Below are 17,662 nucleotides of genomic sequence, written 5' to 3' on the forward strand. Positions count from 1 at the left end.
CGTGATCAAGCTGATCGCCTCGGACCTGGATGGGACCATCGTCGCCCCGGACGGGACGATATCCGCGCGAACCCGCCAGGCGTTCCTGGATGCCCGCAAGGCCGGGATCCAGATCGTTTTTGTCACCGGGCGCCCGTTCCGCTGGCTTACCCCGGTGATCGAGGCCTTTGGCGGCCTGGGTACCGTCATCTGCTCCAACGGCGCGGTGCTCTACGATCTGGAGCGCGACGAGGTGATCTGGTCCCGGACGTTGAGTGCCGCCACGGCACGCGAAGCCGCGCAGATCATCACCGAAGTGGAGCCGGAGGCGACCTTCGCGGCGGAGACCACCAAGGGCCTGCATCTTGGCGAGGGCTTCGCTGACCGGCACCATAATTTCGGTGTGCAGGCGGTGATGGATCTGTCCTCGGATGCCATCGACGGCGAGGGCATCGTCAAATTCCTTGCGCGCTCCCAGCACCTGGCCATCGACGATTTTTATGCTGCCGTGAGGCCCAAGCTCAGCCATCTGGTCTCCATCACCCACTCGGCCTTTGACGTGTCGCTGTTGGAGATGGCCCACGTGGACATCCATAAGGCGCGGACCCTGAACGAATACTGCCAGCGCTTGGATATCACCCCGGAAGAAGTGATGGCTTTCGGCGATATGCCCAACGACATCCAGATGCTCGAATTCGCCGGACATGGCTACGCCATGGCCTCGGGGCACCCCACCACGCTGGCCACGGCCCGCTACTGTGCCCCATCCCTGGCCGAAGACGGCGTCGCCCAGGTCATCGAGGAATTGCTGAAATGACGTACGCTTTCACTCACCGCGGCGTGCGCCATGCCGGTGAAGAGAATACGCTGGTGGCCTTCCAGCGCGCCGTGGATCTCGGGGTGCTCCATCTGGAATCCGACGTGCACGCCTCGGCTGATGGCACGGTCTACCTGTTCCATGATGAGACCTTGGACCGGGTGACCGATGCCAGCGGAAAATTCAATGAGCGCACCGATGACCAGCTCGCGCAGATCACCGCTGGCGGAGAACCGCTGTGCACCCTTGACCAGTTGCTCGATGCCTTCCCGCAGGCGCAGGTCGTGAACCTCGACGTCAAAGACGAACACGTCATCGGCCCGTTGGCCGAGCTGATCGAACGGCGCGGGGCGCATCAGCAGATCGCCTTGGCTTCATTTTCCAGCGCACGCAGCCATGCGGTGCGCCACCTTCTGTCGGCGCCGATCAGGCGCTCGCCGGGGCAGCGTGAAATCATCCTGATTTGGCTCTGCGCCCACCTTCTTGGCTGGGTTCCGAAGAAGCTGGTCAAGGATTTCTGGGCTGTACAGGTTCCCTTCAAACAGGGTTGGCTTCCCGTGGCCACCGGTCGTTTCACCCGGGCGGTCCAACGTGCCGGCGCGCAGGTGCACGTGTGGGTGGTCAATGACGAGCCGACCATGAAACTGCTCAAGGATCGCAAAGTCGACGCGATCATGAGCGATGACGCGCAGCTATTGATGAAGGTGCTCGGATCCTAGCCTGCACCTAAAGCGCTGTATTTGATGGTGTATTGATCCATGACAGCTTCATCCGGGGCGAATCCAAGGCCCGGTGTGCTCGGCAATGGCACGCTACCATCGGATTCCATGAGGCTTTGATGCGGCGCGTGCCAGGGATGAAGCTGCACATCCCAATTCAAGAACGGGATCTCCAGTTCCGGGCGGAGATTGCCGTCCGACAGCTGCAACGGCGGATCCAGGGCAATGATTTGCGCGCTGGCCAGCAGTGCTGGGCCGTAATAGAAGCAATGCGGGATCACGTGCGCGCCGAGCCGTTGGCCTGCTTCGCGCACTTGCAGCATGGCGCTGATGCCGCCGATTTTCCCCACGCTTGGCTGCGCGAATTCAAGGGCTCCTCGCTCCATGTCATTGATCAGGCCTTGGACTCCCGAGTGGTTTTCGCCGCCGGAGACATTCTTGAAGGCGGTATTCAGCTCGCGCAGGGAATGTGAATCGTCCGGTGGGAAGACCGGTTCTTCAATCCACAACAGATTCATGTCAGCCAGGTCTTCGAAACCCAAGCGGGCCTGGGCCGCATCCCACTTGCAGTTCACATCGACCATCAGCGGGAGAGTACCAACTGTGTCCCGCGCGGTCTTGATGGCGGGCTTGAGGGATTCATGCAGCTTGAAAGCCCTGAATCCGCGGGATTTGGCGCGTTCGAGGTGGAACGAGACCTCCTGCGGATCCTCTGCGTAGTGCACCAGGGACGCGTAGGCGTGGACTTCGTGGCGGGCCTGGGCATTGATGAACTCCCGAAGAGTCTTCTTGGCCCGCTTGGCTTCGATGTCCCAAAGAGCGATGTCGACAGCTGACAGTGCGTAATGGACCGGGCCCGTGCGTCCGAAGGCATGGAAAGCGTACTGAGCCGCGGGGAGACAGTCGTTCAGAACGGTTGTGCGCCCCAGGAAAAATGGCGCGACGATGTCTTCCAAAGCCGCCCATGTGGCGGGATTCGTCTTGTGGCCGAACCCCTCGCCCCAGCCGACCAGGCCTTGGGCCGTGGTGATTTTGACGATCAATGATTCCATCTGTGTGAAAGTTCTTGATGATGCATTGAAAGTATCGATTGATTCCACATTGGAATCTTCTGTTTCTCTACGTGCTGCATCAAAGGGCATTGAAACTAGATAGAGTTCTATGGACTCGATAGTGTCATTAAATCCGGATCTGACCTGTGGCAATTGGCCTATCCTTTCGTAGGTTTTCGGTGCGCCGAGGTGATGATATTTCGTCTGTGTGCGCTACTGCCCTGCTGGCATTACGGCTGCGATTATTCATCTGGCCAATGTGGTTGACCTCACGTTGCTCTTTAGTTTAGCGTTGTGGAATAGAGATTGGAAAGCGCATTCCAAAGCATGTTGGCGAAGCATTTTTGAAGCAAGGAGTCAGTCATGTCGGTCCCGATTCGCAAGGGGCACCTTAGCGTTCTGATGAAAGGAGGTGATGGCCAGTGAGTGCCATTGCCGAGTTGCAAAGCCTGAGTAAGACCAAGGGTCGGAAGGCTCCTGCAAAAGACAACAAGGCCGCTCATATCTTCCTGATCCCCTGGACGATAGGGCTCTTTCTGGTCACGCTGGGACCGATGGCGATGTCCTTGTACCTCGCCTTCACGGATTACAACCTGTTGCAATCGCCGGAATTCACCGGCTTGGACAACATCCAGCGGATGCTCGAGGACCAGCGGCTGCACAACTCGCTGCGAGTGACCTTCACCTACGTATTGATTGGCGTCCCGCTCCAGCTGGCTGTAGCACTGGGAGTAGCCATCCTGCTGGACCGTGGCATGCGCGGACTCTCGTTCTACCGCTCCGTTTTCTACCTGCCCTCAATGCTCGGATCCTCCGTAGCTATCGCAGTGCTGTGGAAGCAGATCTTCGGCACCACCGGCCTGGTCAACCAGATGCTGGAACTTATAGGAATCCAAGGCATCGGCTGGATTTCAGATCCGAATACATCGCTTGGAAGCCTGATCCTGCTCAACGTCTGGACCTTCGGATCACCCATGGTGATCTTCCTGGCAGGCCTGCGACAAGTGCCAGCCATGTACTACGAAGCCGCCTCCATTGACGGCGCTACGAAATGGCGCCAGTTCCGCAGCATCACCCTACCGATGATCAGCCCGATCATCTTCTTCAACCTCGTGCTGCAGATCATCGGCGCATTCCAGAACTTCACCCAAGCCTTCATCGTTTCCAACGGTTCAGGCGGGCCGGCGGACTCCACGATGTTCTTCACTCTGTATCTGTACCAGCAAGGCTTCAAGCAATTCGACATGGGTTATGCCTCGGCCATGGCCTGGCTCCTGGTCCTCATAGTCGGCGCTTTCACCGCCGTGAACTTCTTAGTTTCAAAGTATTGGGTGTTCTACGATGACTAATCAAACTTCGGTACCGCAGTCAGCAGATCTTGACCAGGCAAGGCAGGATCACGTTCTCGACGAGGAGAAAATGCTGGGCCAGAAACCACCGGTAGGTGGAACCGACTCCAAGGGCCGCAGGGTCAAAGGGCACAAACCCAAGATGCGCACGCCACTGCGTTCGGTAGTAAAGCATGCCCTGCTGATCCTGGCAGCCGGCGTGATGATCTACCCGCTGCTGTGGATGGTTGCAAGTTCCTTCAGGCCCAATGACCTGATCTTCCGTGAAGCGGGCCTGGTCATTTCCCAAGTGGACTGGACCAACTACCCCAACGGGTGGGACGCCCTGTCGGAGCCATTCAGCAAGTACCTGATGAACTCCGCCATCCTGGTTTTGGGCTGCATCATCGGAAACCTGGTTTCTTGCTCCATGGCGGCATACGCTTTCGCCCGGCTTGAGTTCAAGTTCAAGAAGATCATGTTCGTTCTCATGCTGATGACGATCATGCTTCCGATTCACGTGATCATCGTTCCGCAGTACGTCATGTTCTCCCAGATCGGTTGGGTCAACACCTTCTGGCCGATTATTGTCCCCAAGCTGCTGGCCACGGACGGATTCTTCATCTTCCTGATGATCCAGTTCATCCGCGGTATTCCTAAGGATATGGACGAAGCCGCCCGTATCGATGGTGCCGGCCACCCGCGGATCTTCCTGCAGGTGATCCTGCCGCTGATGGTGCCGGCGTTGGCCACCACGGCGATCTTCACCTTCATCTGGACCTGGAGCGACTTCTTCACCTCGCTGATCTACCTGACGAACCCGAGCAACTACACCGTGCAGGTAGCGCTGAACGCGTTCATCGACTCCACCGGCGAATCGAACTGGGGCGCCCTGTTCGCGATGTCGATAGTCACCCTCATCCCGGTCTTCCTGGCCTTCCTCTTCGGCCAGAAATATCTGGTCAAGGGCATCGCCACGACCGGCATCAAATAACCAAGTGCGAATGGCCCGGAGACCCAGAACCCGGGCCATTGGCATGTCTGAAACTGGCCCAATGGCCGCGGCCCATAGCTAAGGAGAAAACAACACATGGGAACAACAACACGCACGCGCTATGTGCTGATCGGTGCCGGCAACAGATGCGAAATGTACATCACCTCCATGCTCGGCGATCACAGCAACGTCGCTGAACTGGTCGCCTTGGCTGATACCAACCCAGGCCGCATCGAGTACTACCAGGATGTCGTCGAGCAGACCTTCGGCCAGCGGCTGGGGTCCTTTGACCCCGCAGACCTTGAGGCGTACATCCGCGAGAACGCGATTGATCGAGTCATCATCACGACCCCGGACTATACCCACGCCTCCTTGATTTGCTCCTCCATGTACGCGGGCGCTGACGTCATCGTGGAAAAGCCGCTGACTATCGATGCCGCGAGCACCGCGCGCATTGCCCAGGCGGTTGCCGAGACCGGACGCGAAGTCATCGTGGCCTTCAACTATCGCTACTCACCGCGCAATACGGCCTTGAAAAAGGCCATCGATGACGGACTGATCGGCCAGGTCACTTCCATTGATTTCAATTGGATGCTCGACACCGTTCATGGCGCCGACTACTTCCGCCGCTGGCACCGTCTGAAGGAGAATTCCGGCGGTCTGCTCATCCACAAATCGAGCCACCATTTTGACCTCGTCAACTGGTGGCTTGATGACTCGCCGCACAGCGTATTCGCCGCCGGAGGCCTGAAGTTCTATGGCCCGAAGAACGCCGAAGCCAGGGGCTTCGCGACCCACGAACGCGGCACGCACGACACCAGCGACCAAGAACCGTTCGACCTTGATCTGCGCAGCGATGAACGACTGGAGAAACTGTACCTGGCTAATGAGCACTTTGATGGGTACCGTCGCGACCAGGGCGTCTTCAACGGCCAGATTTCCATCGAAGACAATCTGAGCCTCACTGTTCAATACGACAAAGGCCCGATTCTTTCCTACTCGCTCAACGCGCACAGCCCCTGGGAAGGCTACCGGGTGGCCATTAACGGAACCGAAGGCCGACTGGAACTCGACGTGGTCGAGCGCGCAGCCGTCTTGCCGGCATCCGGCGGGAGGCCAGTGGATCCCTCCTACAGCGACGACGGGCAGAGCAGCAAGGTCCGTTCCAAAGGCGAACGCCTTGTGGTTCAGCGCCACTGGCAAGAAGCCGAAGAAATCCCGATCATCAATTCGGAAGGATCGCACGGAGGAGGCGACAAGCTGCTCCTGGAAGAACTCTTCGAAGGACGCCAGGCAGACGCCTACTCACGCCAAGCCGGGTTCCTCGACGGCGTCCGGGCCATTGCCGTAGGAATCTGCGGGAACAAATCCCTGGACACCGGCGCTCTCATCGATGTTGCATCGGCCGGGCTAGGCGTTAATCTGTTATCGAATCAACAGGTTCAGGTGTAATTGAATCCATGAGTGAAAAAGTCATTATCACCGGCGGCTCTGGCCGCTTGGGACGCGCAGTGGTCCAAGGCTTCGCAGCGGCCGGACACGAGGTGATCTCGCTGGACCGGGAGTTGCCCAAACAAGCTGTTCCCGGCGTTGACTACCGCAGCATCGATTTGATGGATGCCGAAGCCACCCACACGGCATTCAAGGAAATCTCCCCGCAAGCAGTAGTCTCCCTAGCCGCGATGGCGGTGCCCTTTATGGCTCCCGAGGAAGTCCTGCTGAAGACCAACTCGACGATCGCGCACAACGTCACCTCGGCCGCTGTCGAGTCCGGCGCGACGCGCGTAGTGCTGGCCTCCAGCCCATCCATCATGGGCTACGGATCTCCGGGCGGCTGGGTTCCTGAGAAACTGCCCTTGGACGAAAACGAAACCCCACGCCCTTGGCACGCCTACGGGCTGTCAAAATATGTGGCGGAACAGATCGCTGCCATGTTCGCGGCAAAGATGGGTCCCAGCAGCCCGGTGAAGTTCGCTTCATTCCGTCCCTGCTTCGTGATTGCCGAAGAAGAGTGGGACGGGGCTCCAACACAGCAAGGACACACGGTAGCCGAGCGCCTGCAGGATCCGAAGCTCTCAGCCCCGGCACTATTCAACTATGTGGATGCACGCGACGTCGCTGACTTCCTCTTGCTGCTCCTAGAGCGATTTGATCGTGTTGAGAACGGCTCGGTATTTTTCGTCGGCGCCAAGGATGCCATGGCAACCCGGCCGCTCTCGGAAATCATTCCGGAAATCTACCCGGAACTCGCATCGCTGGCCACCGGTCTGACCGGGGACCGTCCGGCCTTCAGCATCGACAAGGCGCGGGAAACCATCGGTTGGGAACCCAAGCGAAGCTGGAGAACCGAGCTCAAAACAAAGATCTGAGTCTAGATGCAAAAATCCGGTGGATGCGAGGAAAATATTCCTCGCATCCACCGGATTTCTTATTGGCCGCTTATCTCTGCAGGACTTGGGGCCGGGGCAAGCCATTCACCATGATCGCCGGCCAGCGCGGATCCACGCTGAGAACTTCGATAGCGCCGGATTCGGCCAGCAGCATGGTGTCTTCGACCTTGAAGGTCAGGCCATCGCGTTGCGCGCTCGGGTTGAAAGTGAAAGCTTGATTGAACTGGAAGCGGTCAGTCGCTCCGGGAGCCAGTCGAGGATCCCTGCCGCTATACCCAGCAATTCCGCCCTGGTGATGCCGCGTCCACTCCAGCTCGTCAAAACCGTGGGCCGGGTAGGCCTGTTGGATCCGAGGCAAAAGGTCGCCGAGCATCGTGCCCGCGCAAATGCCGGAAAGGATCTCCGCCTCGACGCCGAGAATGTCCGATTCCCCGGAAATTTCCTGCTCCGTGGCCGGTTCAAAACGCACCCACCGCGTGAGATTGGCAATCAGCCCGTGTCTCCGGACGCACAACACTGCCATGGCCTTGCGCCCCAGCGGAACACCCTTCGGCAGCGGATGCCGGTAGCCGGCCCGCGCAGCAGAACTGACGAGCGCAACGAGCACCTCACCACCTAGCTCCATGGCACCGGCAGAGAGCTTGGCTGCGACGGAAAATTCGCTGTCCGCGCTGGAGACGACAGACAAGACGTCGGTCATGACCGCAGCCGTGTCCTGGCACAGCTGGCGATAACGCTCGATTTCCACCGCGGATAATGAGGTGCGCAAGGCACGCAATTCCGACTCGATCTCCGATTCGTCGAGAATCTCCCATGCAGCGGCTTGCCCAAACCACGAGCCAACATCATCGAGGGACTCGTACCATCCGGTGACGTGGATGTTGATCTGATCCAAGGCATTGAGTTCCTCGTTTTGCAGGCGCTGCGCTTCACTGACGGACGTCGCCAGCTCGCAGCCATCGGCATGAACCAGGACCCTGGCGATTGGCGGGGCACCGAGGGACACATGGGTCCGGGCGCCACCAAGGAACCAAGCCAAGGACGCGGGGGTGGAGAGCATGATGGCCTGGGCTCCATGTGCCTGGAGGAGCTCAATGAGCTGGGCATGCTTCGTTGCATGCTCAATAGCGGCGGCAGAAGACATGAGGCAACTTCCTAATGGTGGGAACCGAATTCTTGGAAAAGCGCCGATACCGCGGAGCGATCCCACTGGCCATCAGCCACCAGCACACGCACACGACGGGTCAACGAGGCTCCGGGATCCAAGATGACCGGGGCATCCCATGCCAGAGAGCTTCCCACACCCGGATAGCCGGAGCTGCGGACAAACCATGGATCACCATCGCCACTGCAGAAAATGAGTGTCGCCGCGCCGTGTCCCGTGCTTCGTTGCGCCAAGCTGACAGCTTCCGAGGCAAAGTCGGAGCTGAATGCCATCCACGGGCTGCGGGCGCCGTGGACTTGTTCCTCACCCGAGAGGGTGTCGGTGAATATCTGCGTGTTTTCGGCTTTCGGCAGTCTCCAGAAGAATCCGCCATAACCGCCATTGAGCCGTCCATTGGATCCTGGGGAGCCAATGGATACGGATTCTTCCCGTGCCCGCAGGGTGAAAGCGAAATCCATGATCCAGCCCGTTGCCGAGGTGGGTTGGTGTGTGAAGGCGGTGAAATCGATGCTGCGGTGCTCGTCCAGCAGCACCTGCTGCTTATGTCCGACCCACTCCAGCTCGGAGCGCACGGAACTTCCGTTCGGGGCAAAGGAATTGGCCACTGTGCGGATGTGCCCGTGGTCTTGGCGCCATACATACCGGGAGTCGGCACGGGTGTAGGTTCGCCCGCCCCAGAAGTTATTTCCATTCACGTCCTGCAAGGCCACCGAGACCCCAAGATGCCATGTGTGGTCCAGCGGCTGCTGGTCGCTGACGTGCACGCCGCCCAAGGTGGCCAGCTGATCCAAGAAGGGCCGCGGCGAGTTCGTGATGGAAATGTCCTGGCCTGTGCGCAGTCTTGCGATGCCTTGTTTTTGGGCGTTGGAAGGATTTTCCACTGTGAATGTTCCGCTGGTCTCCGGTTCGCTGGCCCACGGTGCGCCAAGCGAGGAAAAGTCGGACTGCGCGGCCACGGAACGGTTGATGAAATGTTCGATATCTGGGATGACCGGGTGGAACTGATCGCCCTGGTCGGTGGGGATCACGTAGGCCGCCGGAATGTCCTTGGGCTCGGCGCCGGTGCGGATCTGTTCCAGGACGCGCATGAACGCGCCGGCCGATTCCAGGGAGCTGAGCAGCTCGGGCGCGTGTCCTGCACGGACGTCTACGAGATTCTCCAGCAGGTTCACGCGGCCGAAGACCTGGGATGTCTCGGGTTTGCCGGATTCCGGATTGGGGCGGATGACCAATTCATCGCGCGTGTAGTACAAGATGGCCAAGCCCTCGGTCCCGTAGATGGTGATCCATGGGTCCTGCTGTTCGGCCGCGCAGACGGTCAAAGCCGCGGTGACCGGGATGCCGCTGTTTGTCTGCAGCCTCACCACGGATGTATCGTCGGCTTCGATTTGATGGGCATGGTACAAATCCGTGGCTACCGAGAGAACATCGCCAGCGCGCTGGGCACCGGCAATCCGCAATGCGCTGGCAACCGCATGGGCCAGCGGGTTGGTGACCACGCCGTCGGCGATTTCCACGCCGTTGAGCTGGCGATGGCCCGCCCATGGCGAGCGGTTGTAGTAGCCCGTGGTGCGCAGCCAATTTCCGCTGGCACCAACCGCACGCAGCGCGCCGATGGGAGAGTTCGCAACGCCATTTTCAAAGAACCCGGCCACTGCTGTCAGAGCCAGCGACCCCAGGGCCTGGAACCCAACCTGGACGTTGACGCCAGCTGCCTGGGCGGCACTGAGCAGGGTTTCGTATTGCTCCAGCGTGGCCGTTGGCGGCTTTTCCAGATACAGGTCCGCGCCCGTGGCCAGAGCTTTCATGGCCAAGTCGGCATGGGTGCTGATCGGGGTTGAAATGATGATGATGTCCGGTTTCAGCCCGGATTCGAGGAACTCGTCGAGGGTGGTGAAGATTCGCGTGTTTTCCCCGCGAACCAGGCTGCCCGGATCTTTAGGATCAATGCCAGCGAGGAAACTGATCTTGTTCTCGCTGGCCAAGCGCTGGATGTTGCCCAGATGCTGGCGTCCGAAGCCATTAAGGCCAACCAGCACCACCGCTGGGGCTGTTGACGGCGCAACGGAACTGTCGTCTTTGGCAGCTGCTGCGGTGGTTTGCTGGTTCATAGTGTCCTTCTTGGAATCGTCGAAGTCAGATCAGTTTATTGCGCTCGCCGGCTGGATGCCCGCAGCTTGTTCAAGATGAGGCAAAACAAGCGACTGATAACGCTCAGACATGGCCGCCAAGGTCAGATCCGCATCCTGGCCATTGATCTCGTCGTTGAAGATCTCGACTTCCACTGGACCTTGATAACCGGCCTTGGTCATCCAGCGGGAGATGGATGGGAAGTCGATATGCCCGTCGCCCATCATGCCGCGCGATTGCAGGGCGTTGCTGGCAATGGGCAAGTTGAAATCGCAGATTTGGTAACTAGCCAATCGGCGCTCATGCCCGGCTCGCTGGATCTGCTGCTGCAACTGCGGGTCCCAGAAGACATGGAAGGTATCGACAACAACGCCGACAGCTTCTGCAGGGTGCGCGGTGGCCAAATCCAGGGCCTGGCCCAAGGTCGAGAGCACCGCCCGGTCAGCGGCATACATGGGGTGCAGCGCTTCGAGTACCAGGCAAACCCCGTGATCCAACGCAACAGGCACCAGTTGGTCCAGCGCACGCGCGACTCGGTCACGAGCCCCGACGATGTCCTTGTCCTGCGGATCTCCGGTGCCTCCGAGAACGTGCGCGGCTGAAGGCAATCCGCCGACGACCATGATCAGATTTCCTGCCCCGATGGCGGCTGCTTCCTCAATGGCTTTCCGATTGGATTCGAAAGCTTCCTTTTGCGCTTCATTGGAAGTTGCCGTCAGGAATCCGCCGCGGCACAGGGTGCTTGCCTGCAGCCCGCCTTCCTTGATGATGTCCGCTGCTCGTTGCGCACCTCCCGCCTCTTCGAGCAGGTGGCGCCAAGGGCCGATATGGGTCAATCCGGCGCGGGCTGCGGCTTCGACCGCCTCGTGCAGGTTGAGGTTGGGGGTGGTGCCGGTGTTCAGAGATAATTCGAAGCTCATGACACTCCTGTCAGTGATCGGTTGGCTGCCTTGATTCCATAGACCGCAAGGAGCTGTTCCATGCGTTCAGCGGCCAGGGGCGGGTTCAAGATCAAACCGGCGGAATCCGCCAGAATAAAGGTCCGGATCAGGTGGGGCAGCGAGCGCCCAGCGTGAAGCCCGCCCACCATTTGGAATCCGCTTTGATGGCCGTTGAGCCAGGAAAGGAAAGCGATACCCGTCTTGTAGTAGAAGGTCGGGGCACTGAAGATATGCAGTCCCAGTTCCCGGGTAGAGTCCAAGATGGCCCGTCCCCGTGCGGAATCCGCGGCATCGAACGCCTGCAGCGCTGTCGAGGCGGCGGGGTAAATCGCGGCGAATATTCCTAGCAAGGCATCTGAATGGAGTTCGCCGTCACCGTCGATGAGCTCGGGATAGTTGAAGTCGTCTCCGGTGTAGAGCCTGATCCCTGGGGGGAGGGCCGAGCGAAGCTGTTTCTCGTGCTCTGCGTTGAGCAGGGAAACTTTCACCCCGTCGATCTTCTGCGAGTACTTTTCCAAGATGGACTGGAATACCGAGGTCGCTTCGGAAAGGTCGGTGGTTCCCCAGTAGCCGGCAAGCTGCGGATCAAACATCTCGCCCAGCCAGTGCAGGATCACGGGTTGCTGCGCGGCTTCCAGCAGGTTGCCGTAGACCTGGAGGTAATCCTCGGGAGTCTGCGCGGCCTTGGCCAGCGCGCGCGAGCACATCAGGATGGACTTCGCGCCGGAGGCCTCTACGAGGCGCAGCATTTCCAGATAGGCGTCAGTGACTTTCTGCAGCTGGCCCGGTTCAACGGACTCGATGGTGAGCTGGTCGGTTCCAACGCCGCAGGAGAGAATATCGCGCACCGTCAGCCCGGTGAGCGCGGGGTAGCGGTTTTCCGAGATGACCGTTGCCGCCTCTCGGGCCGAACGGTTGATCAGTTCGCAGGTCGCAGGGTAATCCAGGCCCATGCCGCGCTGTGCAGTATCCATGGCATCGGCGACGCCGAGGCCGTAGGACCAGAGCTCGTGGCGGTAGGCCAACGTGGCGTCCCAGTCGATCACCGCTGGCGCTCCGGGGGTATTGTCCGCCCCCATTTGAGGAATCACATGGGCCGCGGCATACACCTTGCGCGAGGTGATCGGCGAGGCGGGGCGGTGGAAGTCACCGGGACCCTGCAACCTGTAAGTGAAGGACTGGCCGTGCTCATCGATCAGGGCGAGTTCCGGGAAATTGTTCTCGCTCATAGCGTGATCTCCGGGATGTCCAGGGTTCGGCGTTCTGCTGCGGACTGCAGGCCCAGGGACGCCAGCTGCACGCCGCGCGCTGCCGAGAGCAGGCCGTATTTGTGTTCGCGTCCGGCGACGACATCTGCGAGGAAGTCTTCCCACTGCAGCTTGAAGCCGTTATCCAAATCAGCGTTGGCTGGAACTTCCAGCCACTGGTCGCGGAAGGATTCGGTAACCGGCAGGTCAGGGTTCCAGACCGGCTTCGGGGTGTGGGCGCGTTGCTGGGCGACGCACTTGTTCAGGCCTGCAACTGCCGAGCCGTGGGTGCCATCGATCTGGAATTCGACCAGTTCGTCGCGGTATACGCGCACTGCCCAGGAGGAGTTGATCTGGGCGATCACCGGATCGCCTGAGGGGGTTTCGAGTTCGAAAATACCGTAGGCCGCATCGTCCGCGGTAGCTTCATATGCTTCACCCTGCTCATTCCATCGGGTCGGGATGTGGGTGGCGGTTGTCGAGGTGACGCTCTTGACCTTGCCGATGATTCCTTCCAGGACGTAGTTCCAGTGGCAGTACATGTCGGTGGTCATCGAGCCGCCGTCGGCCAGCCGGTAATTCCACGATGGGCGCTGGGCTTCCTGGATTTCGCCTTCGAAGACCCAGTAGCCGAATTCTCCGCGCAGGGAGAGGATTCTTCCGAAGAAGCCTTCGTCGACGAGGCGGCGCAGCTTCACGAGGCCGGGCAGGTAGAGCTTGTCGTGCACGACGCCGGCGGTAATGCCCTTGGCTTTGGCCTGTCGGGCCAGGTCGATGGCATCGCTCAGGGTTTCTGCGGTCGGCTTTTCGGTGAAGATGTGCTTGCCGGCGGCGATGGCCTTGGACAGGGTGTCGTATCGCAGCGAAGTCATCGAGGCATCGAAAATGATGTCGATGCTCGGGTCTTCGATCAGCGAATCGAGGTCTGTGCTGTAGTGCTCTACCTGGTGCTTCTGCGCGAGCTCGCGCAATTTATCTTCATTGCGGCCGACAAGAATCGGCTCAACGGTGAGCTTGGTGCCGTCAGCCAGGGTGATGCCGCCCTGATCGCGGATGGGCAGGATCGAACGCAGCAGGTGCTGCCGATAGCCCATGCGGCCGGTAATGCCGTTCATGGCAATTCGGAGAACTTTGGTATTTGTCACGAGAGACTCCTCGGCTGAAGTGAGAGTAGGAAATATTTTTGGGAATGCGCTTTCCACGATAGTGATGCAGAATTGGGGTGTCAACCATCACGGGGATTGAAAGATAAGCTTGTCCCAGCTTGTAGTGGACGAAAAGGATTTCAGATGGCTATTCGACTAACTGACGTCGCTAATGAAGCCGGAGTTTCATTGGCTACTGCCTCGCGTGTGCTCAACGGTTCCGCACGTAAACCAGCGGCCGAGATCTCCGATAAGGTCCGCGCGGCCGCGGAAAAACTCGGCTACTTTCCCAACGCGCAAGCGCAAGCGCTTGCCCGGGCATCAACCAAGCTCATAGGCCTTGTAGTCCGCGATATCGCCGACCCCTACTTCTCCACGATTGCCCGCGGCGTCCAGCGTGGCCTGGGGGATAGCGGCACCCAGTTGCTCCTGGCCAGCACGGATTCCGAGCCGGAACGGGAAATCGAGGCCGTGAGGGCCTTCATGTCGCAGCGGACGGATGCCATCATCCTTTCCGGCTCGCGTGGTCAATCCGAAGATGACGGGCTGCTCAAGTTGATTGAGAACTACCAGGAGAACGGCGGGCAGGTGGTTGTCATCGGCCAGCCCCTGGCCAGCACCGGCGGTATCCAAGTGGATAACGAAACCACCTCTGAGAACCTTGCCGGAGAGCTGATCCGTGCAGGTCACCGCAAGTTTGTTGTCCTGGCTGGCGATGAAAATCTGCTGACTTCACGCCACCGCGCCCAAGGCTTCCTCTCGAAGCTGAAGCGCACCGGGCTTGCCGCCGTCGATGTTTTCCATGGGGCGTTTTCCCGGGAGGGCGCCTACATGGCCATGAGCGATTACCTCCGGGTGCGAAAGCCCGAAGAAGCGGATCAGCAAGTATGCGTTTTCTGCGTTTCCGACGTGATGGCCCTGGGTGCGATTCGCGCTGTCAGGGAAAGCGGGTTGCGGGTGCCTGAGGATATCGCTGTGGTGGGTTTCGATGATATTCCGACGCTCGAAGATGTCACCCCTTCGATCAGCACTGCGCGCCTGCCACTGGAAGAAATCGGCCGCTGGGCCGGGGAAATGGTGTTAAGCCACGGGGATGCGCGCAAAATGGTGGTCACTGGCACCCCTGTGCTACGCGATTCTTCGCGATTGCACAGCGATAATCGGTAATACCGAGCGTGCATGATGCCATGTTCAAATGTTATTGACGGATTCCACTTCCCCTCTTGACTCGTGACTGGGGTCACACTTAGATTGTTTGGGAAGCGCTTTCCAAAAGACTGAAAATGACGGTCAATTGTTGAAACCTCGCACTTACCGGCCCACTCAAGGAGGAGACCCATGGACCAGCAGGACAACTCAAGAAAAAGTCGACAGAAGTTCGGTGCACGTCTGAGCAAGTCCGTAGCCGTTGCCGCGGTTGCTGCTCTCGCGTTGACCGGGTGTGGAGGCAGCAGCGGCGCCGAGAACGCCGACGGGAAGACCGTGCTCCGGTTCTCCTGGTGGGGTTCCGACTCGCGGGCCCAGGCCACCAACAAGATCATCGAAGCCTTTGAAGCAGAGAACCCGGATATCGACGTGCAGGGCGAATACTCGGACTGGAGCGGGTACTGGGACAAGCTGGCAACCCAGGTGGCCTCCAATGACGCTCCCGACATCATCCAGATGGACGACAAGTACCTTCGTGAATATGCGGACCGCGGGGCGCTGCTGGATTTGACCGGCGTGGATGTCTCCAAGTTTGAAGAGGTATCCATCCAGAACGGAACCACCGATGACGGCCTGGTTGGCATCACCACGGGCATTAACTCCTTCACCCTGACCGCCAACCCAAAGGTCCTTGAAGAAGCCGGGCTGAAGGTTCCCGACGACAAGACCTGGACCTGGGATGACTACCGGAAGATCACCGAAACCGTGAGCGAGAAGCTCGACGGCAAATACGGTGCCGAAGCTCCGAACGAACCTGCAGGATTGCAGACGTGGCTGCGCCAGGACGGCAAGCACCTCACCGGCAGCGACGGAGCCCTCGGATTCACCGCCGAGGATCTCGCCGGATACTTCCAGCACCACCGGGATCTGCTCAGCGGTGGCTCCTACCCCAAGGCTTCGGTACTGGCGGAAAACCAGAATGCCGGACCAGACCGCTCGATGACCGGCACCGGAACCGCAGCCTTCGGCATGTGGTGGAGCAACCAGCTAGGCGGCCTGTCGGCTGCCGTCGGTTCCGATCTGGTCCCATTGCGCCTGCCTAGCAGCACCGGCAAGGCCGAGGACAACGGCCTGTGGTACAAATCCTCGATGATGATGTCCGGCTACGGCCGCACCAAGCACCCGGATGAGGTCAAGAAATTCATTGATTTCATGGTCAATTCGCAAGAGGCGGGTGCACTGAACCAGATGGACCGCGGATTGCCGGCAAACCTCGACGTCCGCAAGAGCGTTGTCGCGGATCTGGACTCGGTCGAGACCGCGTCCGCAGAATTCGTCACCAGCCTGGAGCCTGAGCTGCAGGGAACCGAGCCTATTCCGCCCATGGGATTCAGCGCCGTCCAGGACATTCTGTACCGCTACGAAATGGAGGTCTTCTTTGACCGCCAGAGCGTAGCAGACGCCGCGCAAAACGCCTTCAAGGAAATCGAAACCGCTGTAGCGCAGTAGTCCATGCAAACTGAGGGACCCAGTTCATTCATTGAACTGGGTCCCTCATTTTTTTAAAGCTACTGAAGATCTAAGGTAGCAAGCACGCTCGGCGCGTTCTCGCGCAGGTGCTCGTCATCGGCATCCAGCAGCAATCGCAGCCACGTTTCATGCTGGGACAGCGGAGCCACCAAGCAGGCTGGGCCGATCAGGTCATAGAGCTCATCCGGTGAGCCATAGGCTGCAAACTGGTCCAGATAAGCGAAAAGCACCTGCATAACGCGCTCATCGCTGGTGTCACAATCCCAGACCTCGGTCATGGCGGCCAGAGCGGTGTTCAGCGAGGAGAAGGGGTGCGCCCAGTGAGCCGAGGACAGGTTCAAGATCCGCCCATGGGTGCCGGATTCGGCCGGAACAACTACCTGGGAGAGATCAAAGTTTCCATGCTCCAGGCTCAGGGGAACAGAACCCTCATGCAACGTTGCGCAGGCCTTGGTCAGCTCGTCGATATGGGACGCCAGGTGATCGGCCTGGGCCCCGTCGATGTGCAGGGGATGTTCCGGCGGCAGGGAAACATGCATCATCAACGCCTGCTCGAACTGTTCCGGCAGGAACTGCGGGTCGACAACGGTGACCCCGGCGTCGAAGAACTGGTCTTCCCGGCCCATCAGGGCCACCTGCAGTGAACCAAGCGAGGCGAGGGCCAGTTCCCAGTTCTCCACCGAGTCCCCGAGATCCGCCATCGTATGCCCGAAGTCGGGGCTGAGCATGTAGCCGGCACTGCGGTCCACCGCCAGGGGCATCACGAAACGCTCGGGAAGAATCTGGCCGGCTACCACGGTGGTGGCCGCTTCGGCAGCCAGCCCGGGGGCGTTGGCGCTGAAGATCAGGTCCGCCGCATCGGTTTGCACCGTCGCCTGGATCTGGTGCAATTGGGCAGGCCAGAAGTCGGGACCGGAGGTGCGCTGGATGCCGTACGCCTCGCAGGCCGCGTCGATCCATTCGGCGGTCGACTCACGCCAGTTATCGCTATTGAACAAATCTATCCACTGTGCCACGTTCTTATCGTAGTATGTCGATGCAAACGCGTTCAGTTGCTACCGTATGGACTACGGCTAGTA

Annotated in this window: 15 protein-coding genes; 8 read left to right on the forward strand and 7 right to left on the reverse strand. The window is 59.7% G+C overall.

Annotation, left to right across the window (positions count from 1 at the left end):
* Nucleotide 1 precedes the first annotated feature (1 nt).
* Together D3791_RS08515 and D3791_RS08520 are read left to right on the forward strand one after the other, a co-directional pair.
* Nucleotides 2-796 carry a Cof-type HAD-IIB family hydrolase gene (locus tag D3791_RS08515; protein WP_022874457.1) on the forward strand — a complete coding sequence of 265 codons (795 nt, stop codon included), beginning with the start codon at nt 2-4 and terminating at the stop codon, nt 794-796.
* Entirely contained in the window at nt 793-1,515 is a 723-nt protein-coding gene (locus D3791_RS08520) for a glycerophosphodiester phosphodiesterase family protein (RefSeq protein ID WP_172511906.1), read from the forward strand. Before D3791_RS08515 ends, D3791_RS08520 begins: the two co-directional genes overlap by 4 nt.
* On the opposite strand, the gene D3791_RS08525 is transcribed toward D3791_RS08520, so the two are convergent.
* A complete protein-coding gene (locus D3791_RS08525) occupies nt 1,512-2,657 on the reverse strand; it encodes a mandelate racemase/muconate lactonizing enzyme family protein (RefSeq protein WP_281350633.1) in 1,146 nt (381 codons plus the stop codon). The two genes, D3791_RS08520 and D3791_RS08525, sit on opposite strands and share 4 nt — an antisense overlap.
* Before the next feature lie 332 nt (nt 2,658-2,989).
* Here D3791_RS08525 and D3791_RS08530 point away from each other — a divergent pair, with 332 nt between their 5' ends.
* From D3791_RS08530 to D3791_RS08545, 4 genes are all read left to right on the forward strand, one after another.
* The gene (locus D3791_RS08530; protein ID WP_022874454.1) at nt 2,990-3,916 is read left to right on the forward strand and encodes a carbohydrate ABC transporter permease; all 927 of its coding nucleotides are present in this window, start codon (nt 2,990-2,992) and stop codon (nt 3,914-3,916) included.
* Nucleotides 3,909-4,889: a carbohydrate ABC transporter permease gene (locus tag D3791_RS08535; protein WP_028268387.1), complete on the forward strand. Its 981-nt coding sequence runs from the start codon at nt 3,909-3,911 to the stop codon at nt 4,887-4,889. The genes D3791_RS08530 and D3791_RS08535 overlap by 8 nt, the downstream gene beginning before the upstream one ends.
* A 96-nt stretch (nt 4,890-4,985) precedes the next feature.
* On the forward strand, nt 4,986-6,341 hold the full coding sequence (locus D3791_RS08540) for a Gfo/Idh/MocA family protein (RefSeq protein ID WP_172511908.1): 1,356 nt from the start codon (nt 4,986-4,988) through the stop codon (nt 6,339-6,341).
* An 8-nt stretch (nt 6,342-6,349) separates the two neighbouring features.
* On the forward strand, nt 6,350-7,258 hold the full coding sequence (locus D3791_RS08545; RefSeq protein ID WP_172511909.1) for an NAD-dependent epimerase/dehydratase family protein: 909 nt from the start codon (nt 6,350-6,352) through the stop codon (nt 7,256-7,258).
* Nucleotides 7,259-7,328: 70 nt separating this feature from the next.
* On the opposite strand, the gene D3791_RS08550 is transcribed toward D3791_RS08545, so the two are convergent.
* Genes D3791_RS08550 through D3791_RS08570 form a run of 5 tightly spaced genes read right to left on the reverse strand, consistent with a single transcriptional unit; the run spans nt 7,329 to nt 13,877 of the window.
* Nucleotides 7,329-8,423, reverse strand: coding sequence for a M24 family metallopeptidase (locus D3791_RS08550; protein WP_172511910.1), 1,095 nt, complete (start codon nt 8,421-8,423; stop codon nt 7,329-7,331).
* An 11-nt stretch (nt 8,424-8,434) separates the two neighbouring features.
* The gene (locus D3791_RS08555; protein WP_172511911.1) at nt 8,435-10,555 is read right to left on the reverse strand and encodes a DUF6807 family protein; all 2,121 of its coding nucleotides are present in this window, start codon (nt 10,553-10,555) and stop codon (nt 8,435-8,437) included.
* A gap of 30 nt (nt 10,556-10,585) precedes the next feature.
* A complete protein-coding gene (locus D3791_RS08560) occupies nt 10,586-11,494 on the reverse strand; it encodes a sugar phosphate isomerase/epimerase family protein (protein ID WP_172511912.1) in 909 nt (302 codons plus the stop codon).
* The gene (locus tag D3791_RS08565) at nt 11,491-12,744 is read right to left on the reverse strand and encodes a dihydrodipicolinate synthase family protein (protein WP_172511913.1); all 1,254 of its coding nucleotides are present in this window, start codon (nt 12,742-12,744) and stop codon (nt 11,491-11,493) included. Before D3791_RS08565 ends, D3791_RS08560 begins: the two co-directional genes overlap by 4 nt.
* On the reverse strand, nt 12,741-13,877 hold the full coding sequence (locus D3791_RS08570) for a Gfo/Idh/MocA family protein (RefSeq protein WP_172512941.1): 1,137 nt from the start codon (nt 13,875-13,877) through the stop codon (nt 12,741-12,743). Before D3791_RS08570 ends, D3791_RS08565 begins: the two co-directional genes overlap by 4 nt.
* Before the next feature lie 174 nt (nt 13,878-14,051).
* Here D3791_RS08570 and D3791_RS08575 point away from each other — a divergent pair, with 174 nt between their 5' ends.
* Both D3791_RS08575 and D3791_RS08580 read left to right on the forward strand, forming a co-directional pair.
* Nucleotides 14,052-15,074, forward strand: a complete 1,023-nt coding sequence (locus tag D3791_RS08575; RefSeq protein ID WP_022874445.1) for a LacI family DNA-binding transcriptional regulator — start codon at nt 14,052-14,054, stop codon at nt 15,072-15,074.
* A gap of 171 nt (nt 15,075-15,245) precedes the next feature.
* Complete coding sequence (locus D3791_RS08580; RefSeq protein ID WP_061955520.1) at nt 15,246-16,562, forward strand: ABC transporter substrate-binding protein; 1,317 nt, start codon at nt 15,246-15,248, stop codon at nt 16,560-16,562.
* A gap of 59 nt (nt 16,563-16,621) precedes the next feature.
* Here D3791_RS08580 and D3791_RS08585 read toward each other — a convergent pair whose 3' ends face one another.
* Nucleotides 16,622-17,581 (reverse strand): hypothetical protein, encoded by a 960-nt coding sequence (locus tag D3791_RS08585; protein ID WP_022874443.1) that lies wholly within the window; start codon nt 17,579-17,581, stop codon nt 16,622-16,624.
* Between the last annotated feature and the right edge of the window lie 81 nt (nt 17,582-17,662).

Source organism: Glutamicibacter mishrai, assembly GCF_012221945.1.
Taxonomy (GTDB): Bacteria; Actinomycetota; Actinomycetes; order Actinomycetales; family Micrococcaceae; genus Glutamicibacter; species Glutamicibacter mishrai.